At 71.8% G+C, this 15047-nt stretch carries 14 protein-coding genes and 2 pseudogenes; 6 read left to right on the top strand and 10 right to left on the bottom strand.

Annotated features, from left to right (window positions below):
• Positions 1-136 precede the first annotated feature (136 nt).
• The gene (locus tag O7602_RS20240; RefSeq protein WP_281584200.1) at positions 137-3028 is read right to left on the bottom strand and encodes a glycoside hydrolase family 9 protein; all 2892 of its coding nucleotides are present in this window, start codon (positions 3026-3028) and stop codon (positions 137-139) included.
• Between the two features lie 203 nt (positions 3029-3231).
• Here O7602_RS20240 and O7602_RS20245 point away from each other — a divergent pair.
• Positions 3232-3461, top strand: a pseudogene (locus O7602_RS20245) (aldehyde dehydrogenase family protein); the annotation flags it as partial.
• A gap of 81 nt (positions 3462-3542) precedes the next feature.
• Here the strand turns inward: O7602_RS20245 and O7602_RS20250 are convergent.
• Together O7602_RS20250 and O7602_RS20255 are read right to left on the bottom strand one after the other, a co-directional pair.
• Complete coding sequence (locus O7602_RS20250) at positions 3543-3728, bottom strand: flavin reductase (protein WP_281590641.1); 186 nt, start codon at positions 3726-3728, stop codon at positions 3543-3545.
• A 68-nt stretch (positions 3729-3796) separates the two neighbouring features.
• Positions 3797-4060 carry a hypothetical protein gene (locus tag O7602_RS20255; protein ID WP_281590423.1) on the bottom strand — a complete coding sequence of 88 codons (264 nt, stop codon included), beginning with the start codon at positions 4058-4060 and terminating at the stop codon, positions 3797-3799.
• A gap of 411 nt (positions 4061-4471) precedes the next feature.
• Between O7602_RS20255 and O7602_RS20260 the strand changes: the two genes are divergently transcribed.
• The 3 genes from O7602_RS20260 (at position 4472) to O7602_RS20270 (ending at position 5564) form a co-directional block, all read left to right on the top strand.
• Complete coding sequence (locus O7602_RS20260; RefSeq protein ID WP_281584201.1) at positions 4472-5161, top strand: helix-turn-helix transcriptional regulator; 690 nt, start codon at positions 4472-4474, stop codon at positions 5159-5161.
• Between the two features lie 25 nt (positions 5162-5186).
• Positions 5187-5378: a DUF397 domain-containing protein gene (locus O7602_RS20265; protein WP_281584202.1), complete on the top strand. Its 192-nt coding sequence runs from the start codon at positions 5187-5189 to the stop codon at positions 5376-5378.
• A gap of 99 nt (positions 5379-5477) precedes the next feature.
• Complete coding sequence (locus O7602_RS20270; protein WP_281590425.1) at positions 5478-5564, top strand: hypothetical protein; 87 nt, start codon at positions 5478-5480, stop codon at positions 5562-5564.
• A gap of 82 nt (positions 5565-5646) precedes the next feature.
• Here the strand turns inward: O7602_RS20270 and O7602_RS20275 are convergent, their stop codons facing one another.
• From O7602_RS20275 to O7602_RS20290, 4 genes and pseudogenes are all read right to left on the bottom strand, one after another.
• A complete protein-coding gene (locus tag O7602_RS20275) occupies positions 5647-6180 on the bottom strand; it encodes a GNAT family N-acetyltransferase (protein WP_281584203.1) in 534 nt (177 codons plus the stop codon).
• Positions 6181-6274: 94 nt separating this feature from the next.
• Positions 6275-6595, bottom strand: a pseudogene (locus tag O7602_RS20280) (transposase family protein); the annotation flags it as partial.
• A 627-nt stretch (positions 6596-7222) separates the two neighbouring features.
• Positions 7223-8353, bottom strand: a complete 1131-nt coding sequence (locus tag O7602_RS20285) for a GNAT family N-acetyltransferase (protein WP_281584204.1) — start codon at positions 8351-8353, stop codon at positions 7223-7225.
• A gap of 80 nt (positions 8354-8433) precedes the next feature.
• A complete protein-coding gene (locus O7602_RS20290; protein WP_281584205.1) occupies positions 8434-9138 on the bottom strand; it encodes an amino acid-binding protein in 705 nt (234 codons plus the stop codon).
• A 147-nt stretch (positions 9139-9285) separates the two neighbouring features.
• On the opposite strand from O7602_RS20290, the gene O7602_RS20295 reads away from it, so the two are divergent.
• Together O7602_RS20295 and O7602_RS20300 are read left to right on the top strand one after the other, a co-directional pair.
• Positions 9286-10359, top strand: coding sequence for a phosphotransferase family protein (locus O7602_RS20295; RefSeq protein ID WP_281584206.1), 1074 nt, complete (start codon positions 9286-9288; stop codon positions 10357-10359).
• The gene (locus O7602_RS20300) at positions 10360-11571 is read left to right on the top strand and encodes an acyl-CoA dehydrogenase family protein (protein ID WP_281584207.1); all 1212 of its coding nucleotides are present in this window, start codon (positions 10360-10362) and stop codon (positions 11569-11571) included.
• Between the two features lie 15 nt (positions 11572-11586).
• Here O7602_RS20300 and O7602_RS20305 read toward each other — a convergent pair whose 3' ends face one another.
• From O7602_RS20305 to O7602_RS20315, 3 genes are all read right to left on the bottom strand, one after another.
• Positions 11587-12633, bottom strand: coding sequence for a LacI family DNA-binding transcriptional regulator (locus tag O7602_RS20305; RefSeq protein ID WP_281584208.1), 1047 nt, complete (start codon positions 12631-12633; stop codon positions 11587-11589).
• 84 nt (positions 12634-12717) lie between these two features.
• Positions 12718-14151: a GH1 family beta-glucosidase gene (locus tag O7602_RS20310; RefSeq protein ID WP_281584209.1), complete on the bottom strand. Its 1434-nt coding sequence runs from the start codon at positions 14149-14151 to the stop codon at positions 12718-12720.
• The gene (locus O7602_RS20315; RefSeq protein WP_281584210.1) at positions 14148-15044 is read right to left on the bottom strand and encodes a carbohydrate ABC transporter permease; all 897 of its coding nucleotides are present in this window, start codon (positions 15042-15044) and stop codon (positions 14148-14150) included. The genes O7602_RS20310 and O7602_RS20315 overlap by 4 nt, the downstream gene beginning before the upstream one ends.
• Positions 15045-15047: the final 3 nt, after the last annotated feature.

Here is a 15047-nt window from a genome sequence, read left to right on the forward strand (position 1 = left end):
CAATAAATCTATGTATGCCGATGCTTTCATCGGGCATCCGTCCGGACAATATGTTTCGGAAAAGTTTCGGTGGTTTCTCGCTGGCGTGCCGTGGCCGGTCACCGGATGCGGTGACCGGCCACGCGCCGGTCGGCGGTCAGGAAACGGTGCAGGCGGAACCGTTGAGGGTGAAGGCGGTGGGCTTCGGGTTGCTGCCGGTGTGGGTGCCGTTGAAGCCGAAGCTCGTCGACGCCCCCGCCGCAAGCGTCCCGTTGTAGGCCAGGTTCGACGCGGTCACCGACGTGCCGGTCTGGGTGACGTTCGCCGACCACGCCTGCCCGGCCTTCTGCCCCGAGGAGGGGAAGGTGAAGGCGAGCGTCCAGCCGTTGAGCGCCGTCGTGCCGGTGTTGGTGACGGTGACGTTCGCGGTGAACCCGGTGTCCCAGGTGTTCGCCGTCCAGGTCACCGCGCAGCCGCCGCCGGTCGGCGGGGCCGTGGTGGTGACCGTGACGCCGGACGAGGCCGGCGAGACGTTACCGGCCGCGTCCACCGCGACCACGGTGAAGGTGTACGTGGTGGAGGCGGTCAGGCCGGTCACCGCGAGCGTGGTGCCGGTGGTGGAACCGACCAGGACGTTTCCGCCCCGGTAGACGCGGTAGCCGGTGACCCCGACCGCGTCGGTGGCCGGGCCCCAGGTCAGCGTCAGTCCGGTCGAGCCGACCGCGGAGGCGGTGGGCGTACCGGGCGCGGTCGGCGGGGTGGTGTCCGGCGCCGGGGCGGCCGGCGTGGTGACGCTCACCGCCGCCGACGCCGCGGACCGGTTGCCGGCGCCGTCGAGCGCGCGCACGGTGAACGAGTACGTCCGCTCGGGCGTCAGGCCGGTCACCGCGAGCGTGTTCGTGGTGGCCTGGCGCAGCACCAGCGCGTCGCTGCCGGTCTGCGCCTGGGTGACCTCGTAGCCGGCCAGGCCGCTGCCGCCGGTGTCGGTGGAGGCGGGCCAGGTCAGAGTCACACCGGTGGCCGTGACACTGGACGCCACCGGGGTGCCGGGCACACTCGGCGCGGTGGTGTCCGGCGTGGCCGGGCCGGGCTCGTCGCCCCACACCCGGACCCCGCCGGAGTAGAGCGGCACCTTACGGTTCGGCCCGGCGGTGGCCTGGTACGACGGGTCGTTCGTCGGGTCCCAGGTGCCGCCCTCCGGCACGCCGATCTTGAACTGCACCTCCATCCGGTGCTGCGACTGCCCGGCCGGCGCGATGGTGTAGCCGGTGCAGTCCACCTCGACGTACCAGATGTCGCCGCTGAACTGCTTGGCGGTCGACGGCGACGGGCAGCCCTGGGTGTAGCCGGGCGTGACGGTCACCGGACCGGTGCCGTCGGGCCGGAAGTAGTACCGGAACTTTCCGGTGGTCAGCGCGCGGGCCGGGAACGCCGACTTGTTGTAGATGATCGCCTTGAGCCCGGTGGCCCGTGGCTCGGCCTGCATCACCGTGGTCTCCACGGTCAGCTCGTCCATGTCGGGCGTCTCGGCGGTCGGGAAACCAGCGCGCGGGCTGCCGCCGTACTCGTTCGCCAGCCGGGCCAGCGCGGAGGTGAAACCGGCGTTGTAGTCGGTGGCCACCTCGTTCATCACGTAGTCGGAGCGGCTGTCGCTGTAGGCGTCGTTGGCCGACGACGGGCCGCCGACGAGCGCGCCGTAGAGCACGTGCCGGGTCTCGGTGGGCACGGTCTGGCTGTCCCACCAGGAGCCGTGCGCGGTGCGGTGGTGCGGGTTCTTCGGCGAGTTGTTCCCGAACCCGATCATGTAGCTGGAGTTGCGCGGGTTGTCGCCGAGCGCGTAGTTGACCTGCCGGACCGCGAAGTCGTGGTAGCGGGCCTTGCGGGTCGCGTCGGTGGTCTTGTCGCTGTAGACGAGCGCGGCGAACGACGTGTTGGCGGCGTAGCGCAGCGCGCCCCAGGAGTCGAGCACCGCCATCCCGCCGGGCGAGTAGGGCACCTTCTGCCCGTTGACGCCCACGGTCCAGTAGTCCAGCCACCGGTTCGCGTCGTCGACGTACTTCTGCTTGCCGGTCAGGTTGGCCAGCAGCACGTACGCGCCGAACTGCTTGTTGTCCCAGGCGAGCGTCCACTTGTAGGAGCGGGTGGTGGACTGCGGCTCGGTGCCGAGCTTGTCGTACTCGCTCTCCGCCTTGGTCAGGTAGGCCGCGTCACCGGTGGCCCGGTAGAGCCAGATCGCGCCCCAGACCAGCTCGTCCTGGTAGCCGCTCCACGACTTGTAGAACGCCGCCGCGTCGGTGATGCACTCGCTGTACGCCTTCCGCACGGTGTCGGCGAACGTGTAGAGCTGCTTGGCGTGGCCGAGCAGCTTGTCGGCGTAGGCGGCGTCGGTGGAGCGGAACACCATGGACGACGCGGCCATCGCCGCCGCCGTCTCGCCGGCCAGGTCCGCGCCGCCACAGCTCGCATCGATCTTGTACGCGGGACGCGCCATCGGCAGCACCTCGGCCGGCCCCCACCACTTGTGGTCGTCGTCGCCCTTGCCGACCTGGCCGTAGAGGACGTTCGGGGCGGGGTGCGCCTTGACGAAGTAGTCGTTGACGAAGCGCAGGTTGTTGAGCAGGTGGCTGAGCTGGCCGGAGGCGACATAGCCGTCCCGGTACTCGACCGCGCCCCAGGCCAGCATGGTGGTGCTGAACGCCATCGGGAAGCCGAACTTGACGTGGTCACCGGCGTCGTACCAGCCGCCGGTGAGGTCCACGCCGACGTCCGCGCCGTCGGTGAGCGCCGAGTCGCCGCGCCAGGAGACCCGGTTCCAGGAGGGCTTCTTACCGGACTGCTGCGCCTCGTAGAAGAACAGCGACTTCTGCAACGCCTCGGCGTAGTTGAAGGTGGCCGCGGCGGCCTGCGCCCCGGCGGCCCGGGCGGGTGCGGCGGGCGCGGCGGCGGCCGGCAGTGGCGCGGCGGCGGCGAGCGCGGCCACCAGCGCGGCGCCGGCGGCGAGCAGCCGGCGGTGGGGACGACCGCGCGGCGGCGGGGTCGGTCGGGGCATGGCGAGCTCCTGTGGAGGAAGCCACACGGCGGCCCGACTCGACCGTGGGCCGGTCGGGCCGCCGTGCGGCAGCGGTGGTGGTGGTGGTCCATGGACGCGCGGGAGCGCTCCCATGGATAGTTGACAATGTAATCTCACGCCCGCCGGTTGGGAAGACGACCGCCGATCCACCCTCGTGCGTTACTCGCCGGTGCCCCGGGTCGCTGCACCGGGGCAAGCTCGACGGCGCGCCCTTCCTCGACGGGCAGGACACCTCGGCGTACGTGGCCCGGCCGTGCTGCTCGCCCCGCCCGGCCGGTCCCGCCTGATGCACGCCGAGCCGTTCGGCCCGGTCGACACCATCGTCGTGGTGGACACCACCGACGAGCTGCTGGCTGCGATGAACGCCTCCAACGGCGCGCTTGTCGCGTCGCTGGCCTGCGACGACGAGGAGCTGGCCGGGCGACACCAGTTCGGTGAAGTGGTGGCATCGCCGGTGGTCGGATACCACCATTTCACCGAACTGGCGTCCGGCCTACCGATGCTCGGCCCAGGCGGTGAAGCGGTCTTCGAGGTTCACCGGGCGCCGACCGCCGTCCAACCCGGCCAGTTCCTCGGCCGCGGTCTCGTGCAGGCTCAGGAGGTACGCCCTCAGCTCGGCCTTCCGCTCGCGGTAGCGCGCGAGGAGGCTCAGTTTCGCCGTCGAGCACGGCCAGGCCACCCCGCAAGCACGGCAGCGCCAGGTGGGCCGCGACGGGACGTGGTCGGCGGGGCCGGGGCGGCGGGCCATCACACGAGAGCGCCGACGCGTGGGCGGCGCTGCGACACCGGCGGCCCCGCGGTCAGCACACGCACCCCGCTCCGCCGCAGGAACACCGACCGGCGGGCGGTCGCGTCGCCGTCCGGGCCGAGCTGGTAGACGTCGGCCCACAACCAACCGTCGTACGTCGTCCAGTCCAGCACCCGGATCAGCCGGGCCATGATCGGCCGGGCGAACTGCGGCGACGCCGCCCGGGTGAGGTGCAGGACGTCGCCGGCACGCAGCGCGGGCACCTCCGGCCGGCGGCGACGCGGCGCGGTCACCGGCCGTCGCCCGGTCGCGGGAAGAGCGCCGTCGCGGCCGGCGACGTCGGGAATCGGATTTTCCTCGGGCACGGACACGCCCTCCTTCCGAGTGGAAACGGGAGGGGAACCGCCCCGCGCTGGTGCCTGCCGGACGAGGCGGTCCCCTGACTGACACGGCCGCCGGGTCTCGGGTGGTCCCTGCCGGCCGCGCCGTCTGTTCCAGGTTGGACGGCGAGGCGCTACCGTCGGAAGGCAAAAGCGCACGTTGAACCGGGTGTGGCGGTGATTGCGGGGGCGCGAAGGAAACGCCGGGGAGTCTGAAGGGATGGTGGGGGCGCGGTGAAGTCTGGCGCTGACTTCCTATTGGCAGAGCTTCGGGCAGCACGGACGGCGCGCGGGATGAGTCAAGAGGACTTCGGGAAGCTCATCAACTATTCGGGCACGCACGTAGGCAACGTCGAGAGCGGCACTCGCCCGCTGAAGGCTGACTATGTTGCTGCCGTCGACCAGGCGCTCAACACGAACGGGCTGTACTCACGTTTGATGGAGCGGCTCGGCGCCCCGATCTGGCTTCGCGAGTGGATCGATGAAGAGCAACGCGCTACGGCCCTTCGTTGGTATGAGCCAGCATGGATGCCCGGTCTGTTGCAGACGCCCGAGTTCGCGCGGGCAACGCTTGCCGATGAGCTGTTGAGCGCGGATGTGGTCGACCGGCTCGTTACGGCCAGGCTCGCGCGACAGACGCTGTTGCAGAGGGACCCGCCGCCGTTGGTGACGGTGGTCCTTGATGGGACGGTAATTCGGCGCGTGGGTGACGGGCAGGAAAGTATGATCGCGGCGCAGCTCGCGTACCTCGCCGAGTGTGCCGAGTTGCCGCATGTGCAGGTGCACATCGTTCCGGAGAGCGTGGGAATCTACACGGGCCTGACGGGGCCCTTCGTGCTCGCTAGCCAGCCCGGCGGGGGCTGGGTCGCATGCGTGGACGGGCAGCTCACCGCGCAGGTAACTGACCGGCCCGAGGACATTGCTACGCTCGAAAGCGATGGGACCGCATCTGCAGCGTGGCGCTCCCGCGCCGCGACTCCCTAGAACTCATCAGGAAAGCGGCAGGATCATGGACATGACCGGCGCGTCGTGGCGCAAGAGCACCCGCAGCGGCAGCAACGGCGGCAACTGCGTGGAGGTCGCCGACAATCTCTCCGGCGTCGTCGGCGTGCGGGACAGCAAGGACCCGACCGGCCCGGCGCTGGTCTTCGTGCCGGAGTCTTGGCGGGCGTTCGTTGCCCAGGTTGCCGCGCGCGGCTGACCGTTCCCGACCCGAGAGCACCCCACACCCGTACGGCTCGGGGCGCTATGCTGCCGGGCTGGCGGTCCTGGCGTGATGGCCGAGCAGGTCGGGCACCTGATGACCTGCGCGGATCAGCCCCGAATTCAGTTGCATATCGTGCTGGGGTCCGCTGGCATCTACTCCGGGCTGGGGAGCCCCAGGTAGGACAAGCTGGCCGTGCGCTACCAGGCCACCCCCCACGTCGTCGCGATCAACGAATGGCTATGACCATAGTTTCGCAGACGGTCTAGCTTCCTGCGGCCGGCAATCGCATTCTGTAGATGTTGCGTAGCCCCCCGTTCACTTCGGCCGTTTTCCACCACCGGAACCCCAGCTTTCGACTGACGTTCTGTGATGGCTGGTTGCCCGGGTGGATGATCGCGAGTAAGTCGCCGCTGTACTCCCCGGCAGCTTTGACCAGGAGCGCTTCAGTTGCCTCAGTGGCGTAGCCCTTGCCGCGAGCCGCTCGAACGAGTCGGTAGCCCCACTCCAGCCATCGGTGACCCTCTAAATCGATCCAGTCAACTCCTGTGTAGCCGACGACAACCCCGGACGACAGTTCAACGATCGCCTGCTTAGCGAACGAGACTTCCGCGCATCGCGCGAGCATCCGGTCGAACCGCTCATGGGCTTCGCTGAGTGACAGGACACCGTCGGAGAAAGTCATGAAGGTCTCGTCGCAGAAGAGCTCGACGAAACGTGGCCGGTCCGCCTCAACGACGTGACGAACCATGACCCGCGGCATCGTCACGGTATGACGATCTGTTAGCTGCTCCGGCACGCTGACCATTATGCCGTTGGCGGCGGGCCACACCGCCCGAGCTGCCGTCGGACGGCTTGCGGTACGGCCTGATCACCTCCGGGTTGCCGCGGTAGCCGACGGCGATGACCAGGCGGGTGGGGGCGTCGATGGCGACCTGCAGGTTCGTCGAGTACCGGTAGTTCTTGCTCCGGGCCGCCAACCGGTGATCGCGGGTCGGGACCAGCGTGCCGTCGACGATCGCGATCTGCTCCACCGACCGCTTGCGCACCGGCGCCAGGGCCAGCAGCGGGGCGAGGGTGTCGATGACCAGGTGCGCGGCGGAGTGTGACACCCCAAGCAACGGGCCGATCTGCCGCATCGTGAGGTTCGTGCGCCAGTAGATCGCGACCAGCAGCACCCGGCCGGGCAGGTCGAGGGCCCACTGCCGGCCCCGGGCAGACACTCGACATACTTCAGGAAGCGGCGAACCTCTGCCGATCTCGGACTTGTGGCACCTCCGATTTCATGCCGAATCGCACATTTCCTGGCACCACAAGTCCATGATCGACGAAACCCTCAACTCGAGCCCGCCGCAATTCCACGTCGAGCGGGTGATCATGAGGTTGACGGCGGTGTTGATCTCCGTTGATGCCGCCAACTTCATGATCACCTCGCTGTCACGCCGCTTGTCCGGCCATCGGAGGTCCTGGAGGCGTGATCAAGGAGGACATGGAGGACATGACGGGGGCTCAGGCCAGGTTGCCGGGCGCGGCTGAGCCGAGCGCGGCCCGGACCCGTGCGGCCCGGGCGCTCCGCCATGTCGGGCGGCGGTCGACGTCGGTGTCCGCCGAGCCTGGCGGCGCGTCGTCGGCGAGCAGGTAGCGGCGGACGAACCGTCAGCTACCTGCCCCCGGAACACGAACGGGGCCCCCGCACCGGAGGCCCCGTCGTGTCACCGTCCCCCGCATCGGAGGTCGGTCAGGGTGGCGCCGCATCGGCGCCGGTGTCGGCTCCCCGCCGGGCCCGTCGGCGTGCCGCGCCGTTGCGGCTCGCCAGTGGACCCGGCCGGGCTACCGTCAGCTCAACCCGGCCGCTGCGCCGGCAGGCCCGCCGCGGTGTCCCGGCCGGTCCACGCCGGTCGGACGGCCCTCGGCTCTCGGGCGGCCGGCACGCCCACCCGTTCGGCGGGAGCCAGCGGCACGGCCGCGGTCAGCACACCACCGTCGCGTTCCAGGGCCGCCGGCCGGTCCAGCCGGCGCAGCGTGCGCAGCATCGGCGTGTTCTCGGCCTGCACGTGCAGCAGCACCGCGGCGTAACCGGCCCGGTCGGCGTGCCCGACCAGGCGGCGCAACAGCGCCGAACCGAGGCCCCGACGCTGCCAGTCGTCCCGGACCAGCAGCGCCGCCTCCGCCTCGTCCCCCTCGCCGACCAGGTTGGCCATCGCCACGACCGGCTCCGCCGCCCCGCCGGAGCCCGCCGTGGCGAGCAGGGTCAACCCCCGGGCCGGCTCCAGCAGCCGGCGCAGCCGGGCCGGCGACGGGTCCGCCGCCCCGCTCAGGTAACGCCGCTGCCGGCTCCGCTCGGAGCAGCCGGCATGCAGCTCGCGTACGGCCGGGACGTCGTCGACGCTGGCCGTGCGCACCGACACCTCGGCGCCGTCGGGAAGCACCAGGACGACCCGGTCGGTGTCCCGCCGGCCCACCGTCGCCGCCAGCTCGACCAGGGCCTGCGCCCGGGCGTACTCGGCCGGGGTGAAGGTCGGCTCCCGGCGGCGCAGCTCGTAGGCGCCGCCCGCCGGGTCGGTGAGCAGCATCGTGGTGCCGCCCACGCCACCGGGTGCCGACGCCGGAATCGGACGCCAGGTCACCGCGTCGGCGCCGAGCAGCGTACGCAGCGTCGCGCCGGCCGCCTCCGGGTCACGCACCAGCCGACCGGCCAGCCCGAGCGCCCGGGTCGGCTCGTCGGCCAGCCCGCGCGCCTCACTGCGCGCCACCCAGCAGTCCCGCCCCCGGCCCCGCTCCACCGCGGCCCGCAGGTCCGCCTCGGTCAGCGAATCCGGTGCGTCGACCAGGAAGTCGTCGACCGCACCGACCTCGGTGGTGTGCACCTGCACGGTGAGGATGTTGACCCCGCGCAACGCGAGGCTCGCCGTGAGCACCGACAGGTAGCCCGGCCGGTCGTCCACGGTGGCTCGGATCCGCCACAGCGCCATCGTTGTCTCCCTTCCTCACCGACGACCATGCCGGTCGCCTGTTGCGCGCCCGTTGCCCCCGGGTGACGCTCCGCCCCGGCTCAGGTGACGGTGGTCACGGGCGGCGCGCCCACCAGGTCGAGCCGGTCGCCGAGGATCACCGCGCTGGCGCGGACGAGCTGGGCGAGCCGGTCCACCTCGGTGGAGTGGAACCCGGCCGCCGAGAGCGGTTCGCTGTGGTCACGGGAGACCACGAGGACCAGGCCGGCCCGGCCGAACGGCGCCACCGCGTAGTGGTGCCCCTCCGGGCTGGTCATGGCGCGGGCCCGCAACGGGGTCACTTCGGGCAGCCGGGGCGGCGCCGGCGCGCGCCAGCTCGCGTGCCCGACCGTGGCCGAGCCGGACCCGCCGCTGCGCGACGCCCAGTCCAGCGGCACGACCGCGGCCACCGCCCAGTCCGCGGCGAGCAGCCCCGGCACCGCGTCGACGAGCGTGGCCACCCCGTCGGTCGGGTTCGCCGCCACCTGCGCGAGCAGCTCCGCGTCCTGGCCGGTGGTGGTCGGCGCGCCGATCGCCCGCCACACCCCGTCCACCCGTACGCCGGGGATCGCGGCCAGCCCGGCGAGCAGCCGTTCCACCCGCGCCGCGCCCGGCCAGACCACGGTGAAGTCGTCGACCGCCCGCCCGCCGAGCCGCTCCAGCACCACCACCTGCACGATGTCGGCGCCGGAGACACCGAGTGTCCGGGCCACCTGGCCGAGCGTGCCCGGTCGGTCCGGCAGGGTCACCCGAACTCGCAGCAGCATGTCTGATCCCTCCGCTCGGCGGGCCGGCGGTGGCCGGCAGGCTGGGCCCCAGCCTGCCGGCTGACCATTTCGACCCCGTTGCGGCGGCATGTCCCGCCGGGAAAATCCGGCCTTGACAACAAAGCTGAGCTGCCATCAACTATCCCGATGACCGATCCGGCCGTCGACGCCGCCCGACCCCCGACCGGTCCGACGCCACCCGGGCTCGACCTCGACCGGCTCGCCGCCCACCTGGCCGCGCACCGGCCGGACCTGACCGGGCCGCTGTCCGCGCGGCTGATCGCCGGAGGCAAGTCCAACCTGACCTACCTGCTGCGGGCCGGCAACCGCGAGGTGGTGCTGCGCCGGCCACCGCTCGGGCACGTGCTGGCCACCGCGCACGACATGGCCCGGGAACACCTGGTGATCTCGGCACTGGCCCCGACCGGGGTGCCGGTCCCCGAGCCGCTCCTGCTCTGCCCGGACGACAGCGTGATCGGCGCGCCGTTCTACCTGATGGCCAAGGTCGACGGCGAGGTCTACCGGCGCCGCGAGCAGACCGACGCGCTCACCGCCGGGCAGCGGCGTGACCTGGCCATGGCGATGATGGACACGCTCGCCACGCTGCACCGGGTGGATCCGGCCGAGGTCGGGCTCGCCGACTTCGGCCGGCCGGAGGGCTACCTGGCCCGGCAGGTCCGCCGCTGGGCCGGTCAGCTCGACCGCTCCCGCAGCCGCCCGCTGCCCGGCGTCGACGAGCTGCGCGACGCGCTTGCCGGCAGCGTGCCGGAGGGCGCGAACGCCGGCCGGATCGTGCACGGCGACTACCGGCTGGACAATCTGCTCGCCACCGTCGACCCGGTGACGGTACGGGCCGTGCTCGACTGGGAGATGGCCACGCTCGGTGACCCGCTCGCCGACCTCGGCCTGCTGCTCACCTACTGGGACGTGCTCGGCGACAGCGACCACGCCGAGGGCAACCCGGTCGCCGACGGCCTCGGTCCCCGGGCCGGCTTCCCCACCGGGGCCGAGCTGATCGACCGCTACGCCGGTCGCAGCGACGTCGACGTCGGCCCGCTGCACTGGCACGTGGCGCTCGGCTGCTTCAAGCTGGCGGTGATCTGCGAGGGCATCCACTACCGCCACACCCTCGGCCAGACGCTCGGCGAGGGCTTCGACCGGATCGGCGAGATGGTGGCGCCGCTCGTCGCGCACGGTCTGCACGCGGTCAGGGAGAAGTAGATGGAGTTCGCGTACGACGACCGGACGCTCGAGCTGCGGCAACGGCTGGAGGCGTTCCTCACCGAGTGCGTCTACCCGGCCGAGCCGGTGCACCACGAACAGGTGACCGCGGCCGGCGACGCGTGGGCCCGCCCACCGGTGCTGGCCGAGCTGGCCGCCGAGGCCCGGGCCCGCGGGCTGTGGAACCTGTTCCTGCCGGACGCGCGCTACGGCGCCGGCCTGACCAACCTCCAGTACGCGCCGCTGGCCGAGCTGACCGGCCGCAGCCCGCACCTGGCCCCGGAGGCGCTCAACTGCGCCGCGCCGGACACCGGCAACATGGAACTGCTCGCCGAGTTCGGCTCCGACGCGCAACGGGCGCGCTGGCTGGCGCCGCTGCTGGCCGGGGAGATCCGCTCCGCGTTCTGCATGACCGAACCGGAGGTCGCCTCCTCCGACGCGACGAACATCGCCACCCGGATCGCCCGCGACGGCGACCACTACGTCGTCACCGGCCGCAAGTGGTGGTCGTCCGGGGCGATGGACCCGCGCTGCGAGATCCTCATCGTGATGGGCAAGACCGACCCGGACGCCGAGCGGCACCGCCAGCAGAGCATGATCCTGGTCCCCCGGGATACACCGGGCGTGACGGTACGGCGCGGAATGACCGTCTTCGGCTACTCCGACGCGCCGCACGGCGGGCATGCCGAGATCGACTTCGCCGACGTCCGGGTGCCGGTGGAGAACCTGGTCGGCGCCGAGGGCACCGGCTTCGCCATCGCCCAGGCCCGACTCGGGCCGGGCCGCATCCACCACTGCATGCGGCTGGTCGGCATGGCCGAGCGGGCCCTGGAACTGCTCTGCCGGCGCGCCCTCGACCGGGTCGCGTTCGGCCGCCCGCTCGCCGAGCAGGGCGTGGTGCGGGAGTGGATCGCCGAGTCCCGGGTCCGGATCGAGCAGGCCCGACTGCTGGTGCTGAAGACCGCCTGGCTGATGGACACCGTCGGCAACAAGGGCGCGCACACCGAGATCCAGGCCATCAAGATCGCCACCCCGGCGATGGCCGAGTGGGTGATCGACAAGGCGATCCAGGCGTACGGCGGGGCCGGCGTCAGCCAGGACACCCCGCTCGCCGCGCTCTGGGCCCAGGCCCGCACGCTGCGCCTGGCCGACGGCCCGGACGAGGTGCACCGCGCCTCCCTGGCCCGGCGCGAACTGCGCCGCTGGTCCTGAGCGCCCGGCGCGGGGTCAGGCGGAGGCGCGGTGGATGAGTTCGGTGTCCAGCAGGACGTGTGGCGAGGGCACGTCCTCACCGCGGATGCGGGCGACGAGCATGCGGGCCATCTGCCGGCCCATCTCCTCCACCGGCTGGAACACCGTGGTCAGCGGCGGGTCGGCCTGCCGGGAGACCGGGGCGTCGTCGAAGCCGACCACCGCGACGTCCTCCGGCACCCGGCGACCGGCCTCACGCAGCGCGCGCAACGCGCCGAAGGCCATCAGGTCGGAGGCGACGAAGACGGCGTCCAGATCCGGGCAGGCGTCCAGCAGCCGGCGCATGGCGGCGGTGCCGCTGCCCTCGCTGAAGTCCCCGTACGCGATCATGCCCGCCTCGACCGCGCTCCCGGCGGCCCGCACCGCCTCCCGGTAGCCGGAGAGCCGGGCCAGGCCGGCGCCCATGTCCTGCGGGCCGGCGATGGTGGCGACCCGCCGCCGCCCCTGGGTGAACAGGTGCTCCACCGCCTGCCGGGCGCCGCCGACGTTGTCGACGTCGACGAACCACGCCGGCTGGGCGTTCGGGTGCAGCATCCGGGCCGGCCGGCCACCGAGCACTGCCGGCAGGCCGCGCTCCTCGAGCAGTGTGGGCAGCGGGTCGGCGTCGTGCAGAGAGAGCAGGAGTACGCCGTCCACGTGCTGGTTGGTCAGGTGGTGCTCGACCCGCTCCCGCTCGATCGGCGACTGCACCATGGCCAGCCAGAGCTGCATCGGCGTCTCCAGCAGCCCGGAACTGACGCCCCGGACGATCGCCGCGAAGAACGGCTCGGTGAAGACCCGCTCCCCCGACTCGGAGACGACCAGGGCAACCGAGTCGGTCCGCTGGGTGACGAGCGCCCGGGCGGCCCGGTTGGGCACGTACCCCAGCTCGGCGATGGCCTGCTGGACGGCGGCCCGGGCTTCCGGACTGACCTGCGGCGAGCCGTTGACCACGCGGGAGACCGTGCCGCGCCCGACGCCGGCGCGCGCCGCGACCGCGTCGAGGGTCGGGCGCCCGAGCGAGCGGGTGCGCTGCGTTGTCATCGTCTGTGCTCCTCCGACGGTCGGGCGGGCCCGGCACCGGTTGAGGCCCCCGGCGCCGGGCCGCCCGTTACTGGCTGGCCCAGCTTATTGTGCGGCCAGGCCGTTTCGTCGGATCACATCGGCGTACCACCTGGCGCTCGACTTCGCGATCCGGGCCTGGCTGTCGTAGTCGACATAGACCATGCCGAACCGCTTCGTGTAGCCCCAGGCCCACTCGAAATTGTCCATGAGCGACCAGGCGAAGTAACCCTTCAGCGGCACCCCGGCCTCGATCGCGGCGTGCGACGCGCGCAGGTGCGAGGCGAAGTAGGCCAGCCGGTCCGGGTCGTCGACCCGCCCGTCGACGAGCGTGTCGACGAACGCCGAGCCGTTCTCGGTGACGTAGAGCGGCAGGTCGGTGTATTCCCGGTGGACCCGCTCCAGCGTCTCCACCAGGCCCGGGGCGTCGATCTCCCAGTCCATGTCGGTGACCGGCACACCCCGGGTGACGAACCGGACAGCCTCGCTGCCCGGCCAGCAGGACGACGCCCGCCAGTAGGGCTCCGGCTCCGTGCCCTCGACCGGCGCGGCGACCACGTGCCGGCTGTAGTAGTTGACCCCGACCATGTCCAGCGGGGTGGAGATGATCGCCAGGTCACCGTCGCGGACGTGCCCGAAGTCGGTGACGCCGCGCAGGTCGGCGACCAGGTCGGCCGGGTACGCGCCGCGCAGCACCGGGTCGAGGAAGAAACGGTTGGCGAGCGCGTCGATGCGACGGGCCGCGTCGGCGTCCGCCGGCGAGTCGGTGGCCGGGGTGACCGGGTAGAGGTTGACCGTGATGCCGAGCTCCGCCTCCGGGCGGGACGCCCGCACCGCCTGCACGGCCAGGCCGTGCCCGAGCATCAGGTGGTGGCCGGCCCGGACCGCGTCCGCGCCGTTCGACCGCCCCGGCGCGTGCACGCCGGAACCGTAGCCGAGGAACGCCGAGCACCAGGGCTCGTTGAGCGTGGTGAAATACTTCACCCGGTCGCCGAGAGCGTCGGCGACGAGCGCCGAGTATTCGGCGAACCGGCCGGCGGTGTCCCGCGCCGGCCAGCCGCCGGCGTCCTCCAGCGGCTGGGGCAGGTCCCAGTGGTAGAGCGTCACCCAGGGCTCGATGCCGTGGCCGAGCAGCTCGTCGACCAGGCGGTGATAGAAGTCCATCCCCTCCTGGTTGACCGCGCCGGCGCCGCCCGGCTGCACCCGCGGCCAGGAGACGGAGAAGCGGTAGGACCGCAGCCCCAGGTCGGCCATCAGCCGCACATCGTCCGACATCCGGTGGTAGTGGTCGCAGGCCACGTCGCCGGTGTGCCCGGACACCGTCCGACCCTCGGTGTGGCTGAAGGTGTCCCAGATCGACGGCGTACGGCCACCCTCCGCCGCGGCGCCCTCGATCTGGTACGCGGCGGTGGCCGCACCCCAGAGGAAGCCGGGCGGGAAGGTCAGGGCCGGGCCCCCGTCGAGAACGCCGACGGCGGGCGGGCTGGCTGGGTTGCTCACGACTTGACGGCGCCTTCCATGATGCCGCCGATGATCTGGCGGCCGAACAGAACGAACACGACGAACAGGGGCAGGGTCGCGATCAACGTACCGGCGAAGATCTGCGAGTTGTCGGCGAAGTAGGCGGTGTTGAGGCTCCGCAGCGAGATCTGGACGGTGGGGTTGGACGGGTCGGCCAGCACCACGAACGGCCAGAAGAACTGGTTCCACTGCTCCATGAAGGTGAGCAGGCCGAGCACCGCGGCGGCGGGGCGCAGCGCGGGCATCACCACGTGCCAGTACACCTTCCAGGTGGAGCAGCCGTCCACCCGGGCGGCCTCGATCAGCTCGTTCGGGACCGCCTGCTCCGCGTACTGGCGCATCATGAAGATCCCGAAGCCGCCGATGAGGAACGGCACGGTCACCGACGGCATGGTGTTCAACCACTCGAGCTTCGCCATCAGGATGTAGAGCGGGAGCACACCGAGCTGGATCGGCACCATCATCGAGGCGAGGATGATCAGCAGCAGCGCGTTCTTGCCCCGGAAGCGGAGCTTGGCGAACGCGAACCCGGCGAGCGAGCCGAAGAAGACCGTGGCGATGGTGATCGTCCCGGAGACCAGGAACGAGTTCATCAGGCCCTTGACGATGTTGGCGTCGCTGTTCGACAGCACCCGCTCGATGTTCTCGCCGAGCTTGCCGCCGGGCAGGAACGGCGGCGGCCAGGAGTTGGCCGCGTCGTTGGTCCGCGAGGCGATCACGATCATCCAGTAGAACGGGAACAGCGACAGGAGCACGCCGAGGACCAGCCCGACCCAGGTGAGCGGGCTGGCCTTCCAGAGCCGCTCGGCCTGGTGGGTGGCCTTCGCCGGCGCGGTCGGCCGGGCGGGTGGACGGAGCGTGGTGGTCGTCATCTC

The sequence above is a fragment of the Micromonospora sp. WMMD1128 genome, from assembly GCF_027497235.1.
In the GTDB taxonomy this organism is placed as follows: Bacteria; Actinomycetota; Actinomycetes; order Mycobacteriales; family Micromonosporaceae; genus Micromonospora.

Bases quoted from the DNA above. Each gene is read 5' to 3' on its own strand.
- O7602_RS20290 (WP_281584205.1), bottom strand. From the start codon at position 9,138: ATGCTGCTGCGAGTTCGGGTGACCCTGCCGGACCGACCGGGCACGCTC.
- O7602_RS20305 (WP_281584208.1), bottom strand. From the start codon at position 12,633: ATGACAACGCAGCGCACCCGCTCGCTCGGGCGCCCGACCCTCGACGCG.
- O7602_RS20285 (WP_281584204.1), bottom strand. From the start codon at position 8,353: ATGGCGCTGTGGCGGATCCGAGCCACCGTGGACGACCGGCCGGGCTAC.
- O7602_RS20240 (WP_281584200.1), bottom strand. From the start codon at position 3,028: ATGCCCCGACCGACCCCGCCGCCGCGCGGTCGTCCCCACCGCCGGCTG.
- O7602_RS20270 (WP_281590425.1), top strand. From the start codon at position 5,478: ATGACCTGCGCGGATCAGCCCCGAATTCAGTTGCATATCGTGCTGGGG.
- O7602_RS20315 (WP_281584210.1), bottom strand. From the start codon at position 15,044: ATGACGACCACCACGCTCCGTCCACCCGCCCGGCCGACCGCGCCGGCG.
- O7602_RS20295 (WP_281584206.1), top strand. From the start codon at position 9,286: ATGACCGATCCGGCCGTCGACGCCGCCCGACCCCCGACCGGTCCGACG.
- O7602_RS20260 (WP_281584201.1), top strand. From the start codon at position 4,472: ATGAGTCAAGAGGACTTCGGGAAGCTCATCAACTATTCGGGCACGCAC.
- O7602_RS20300 (WP_281584207.1), top strand. From the start codon at position 10,360: ATGGAGTTCGCGTACGACGACCGGACGCTCGAGCTGCGGCAACGGCTG.
- O7602_RS20265 (WP_281584202.1), top strand. From the start codon at position 5,187: ATGGACATGACCGGCGCGTCGTGGCGCAAGAGCACCCGCAGCGGCAGC.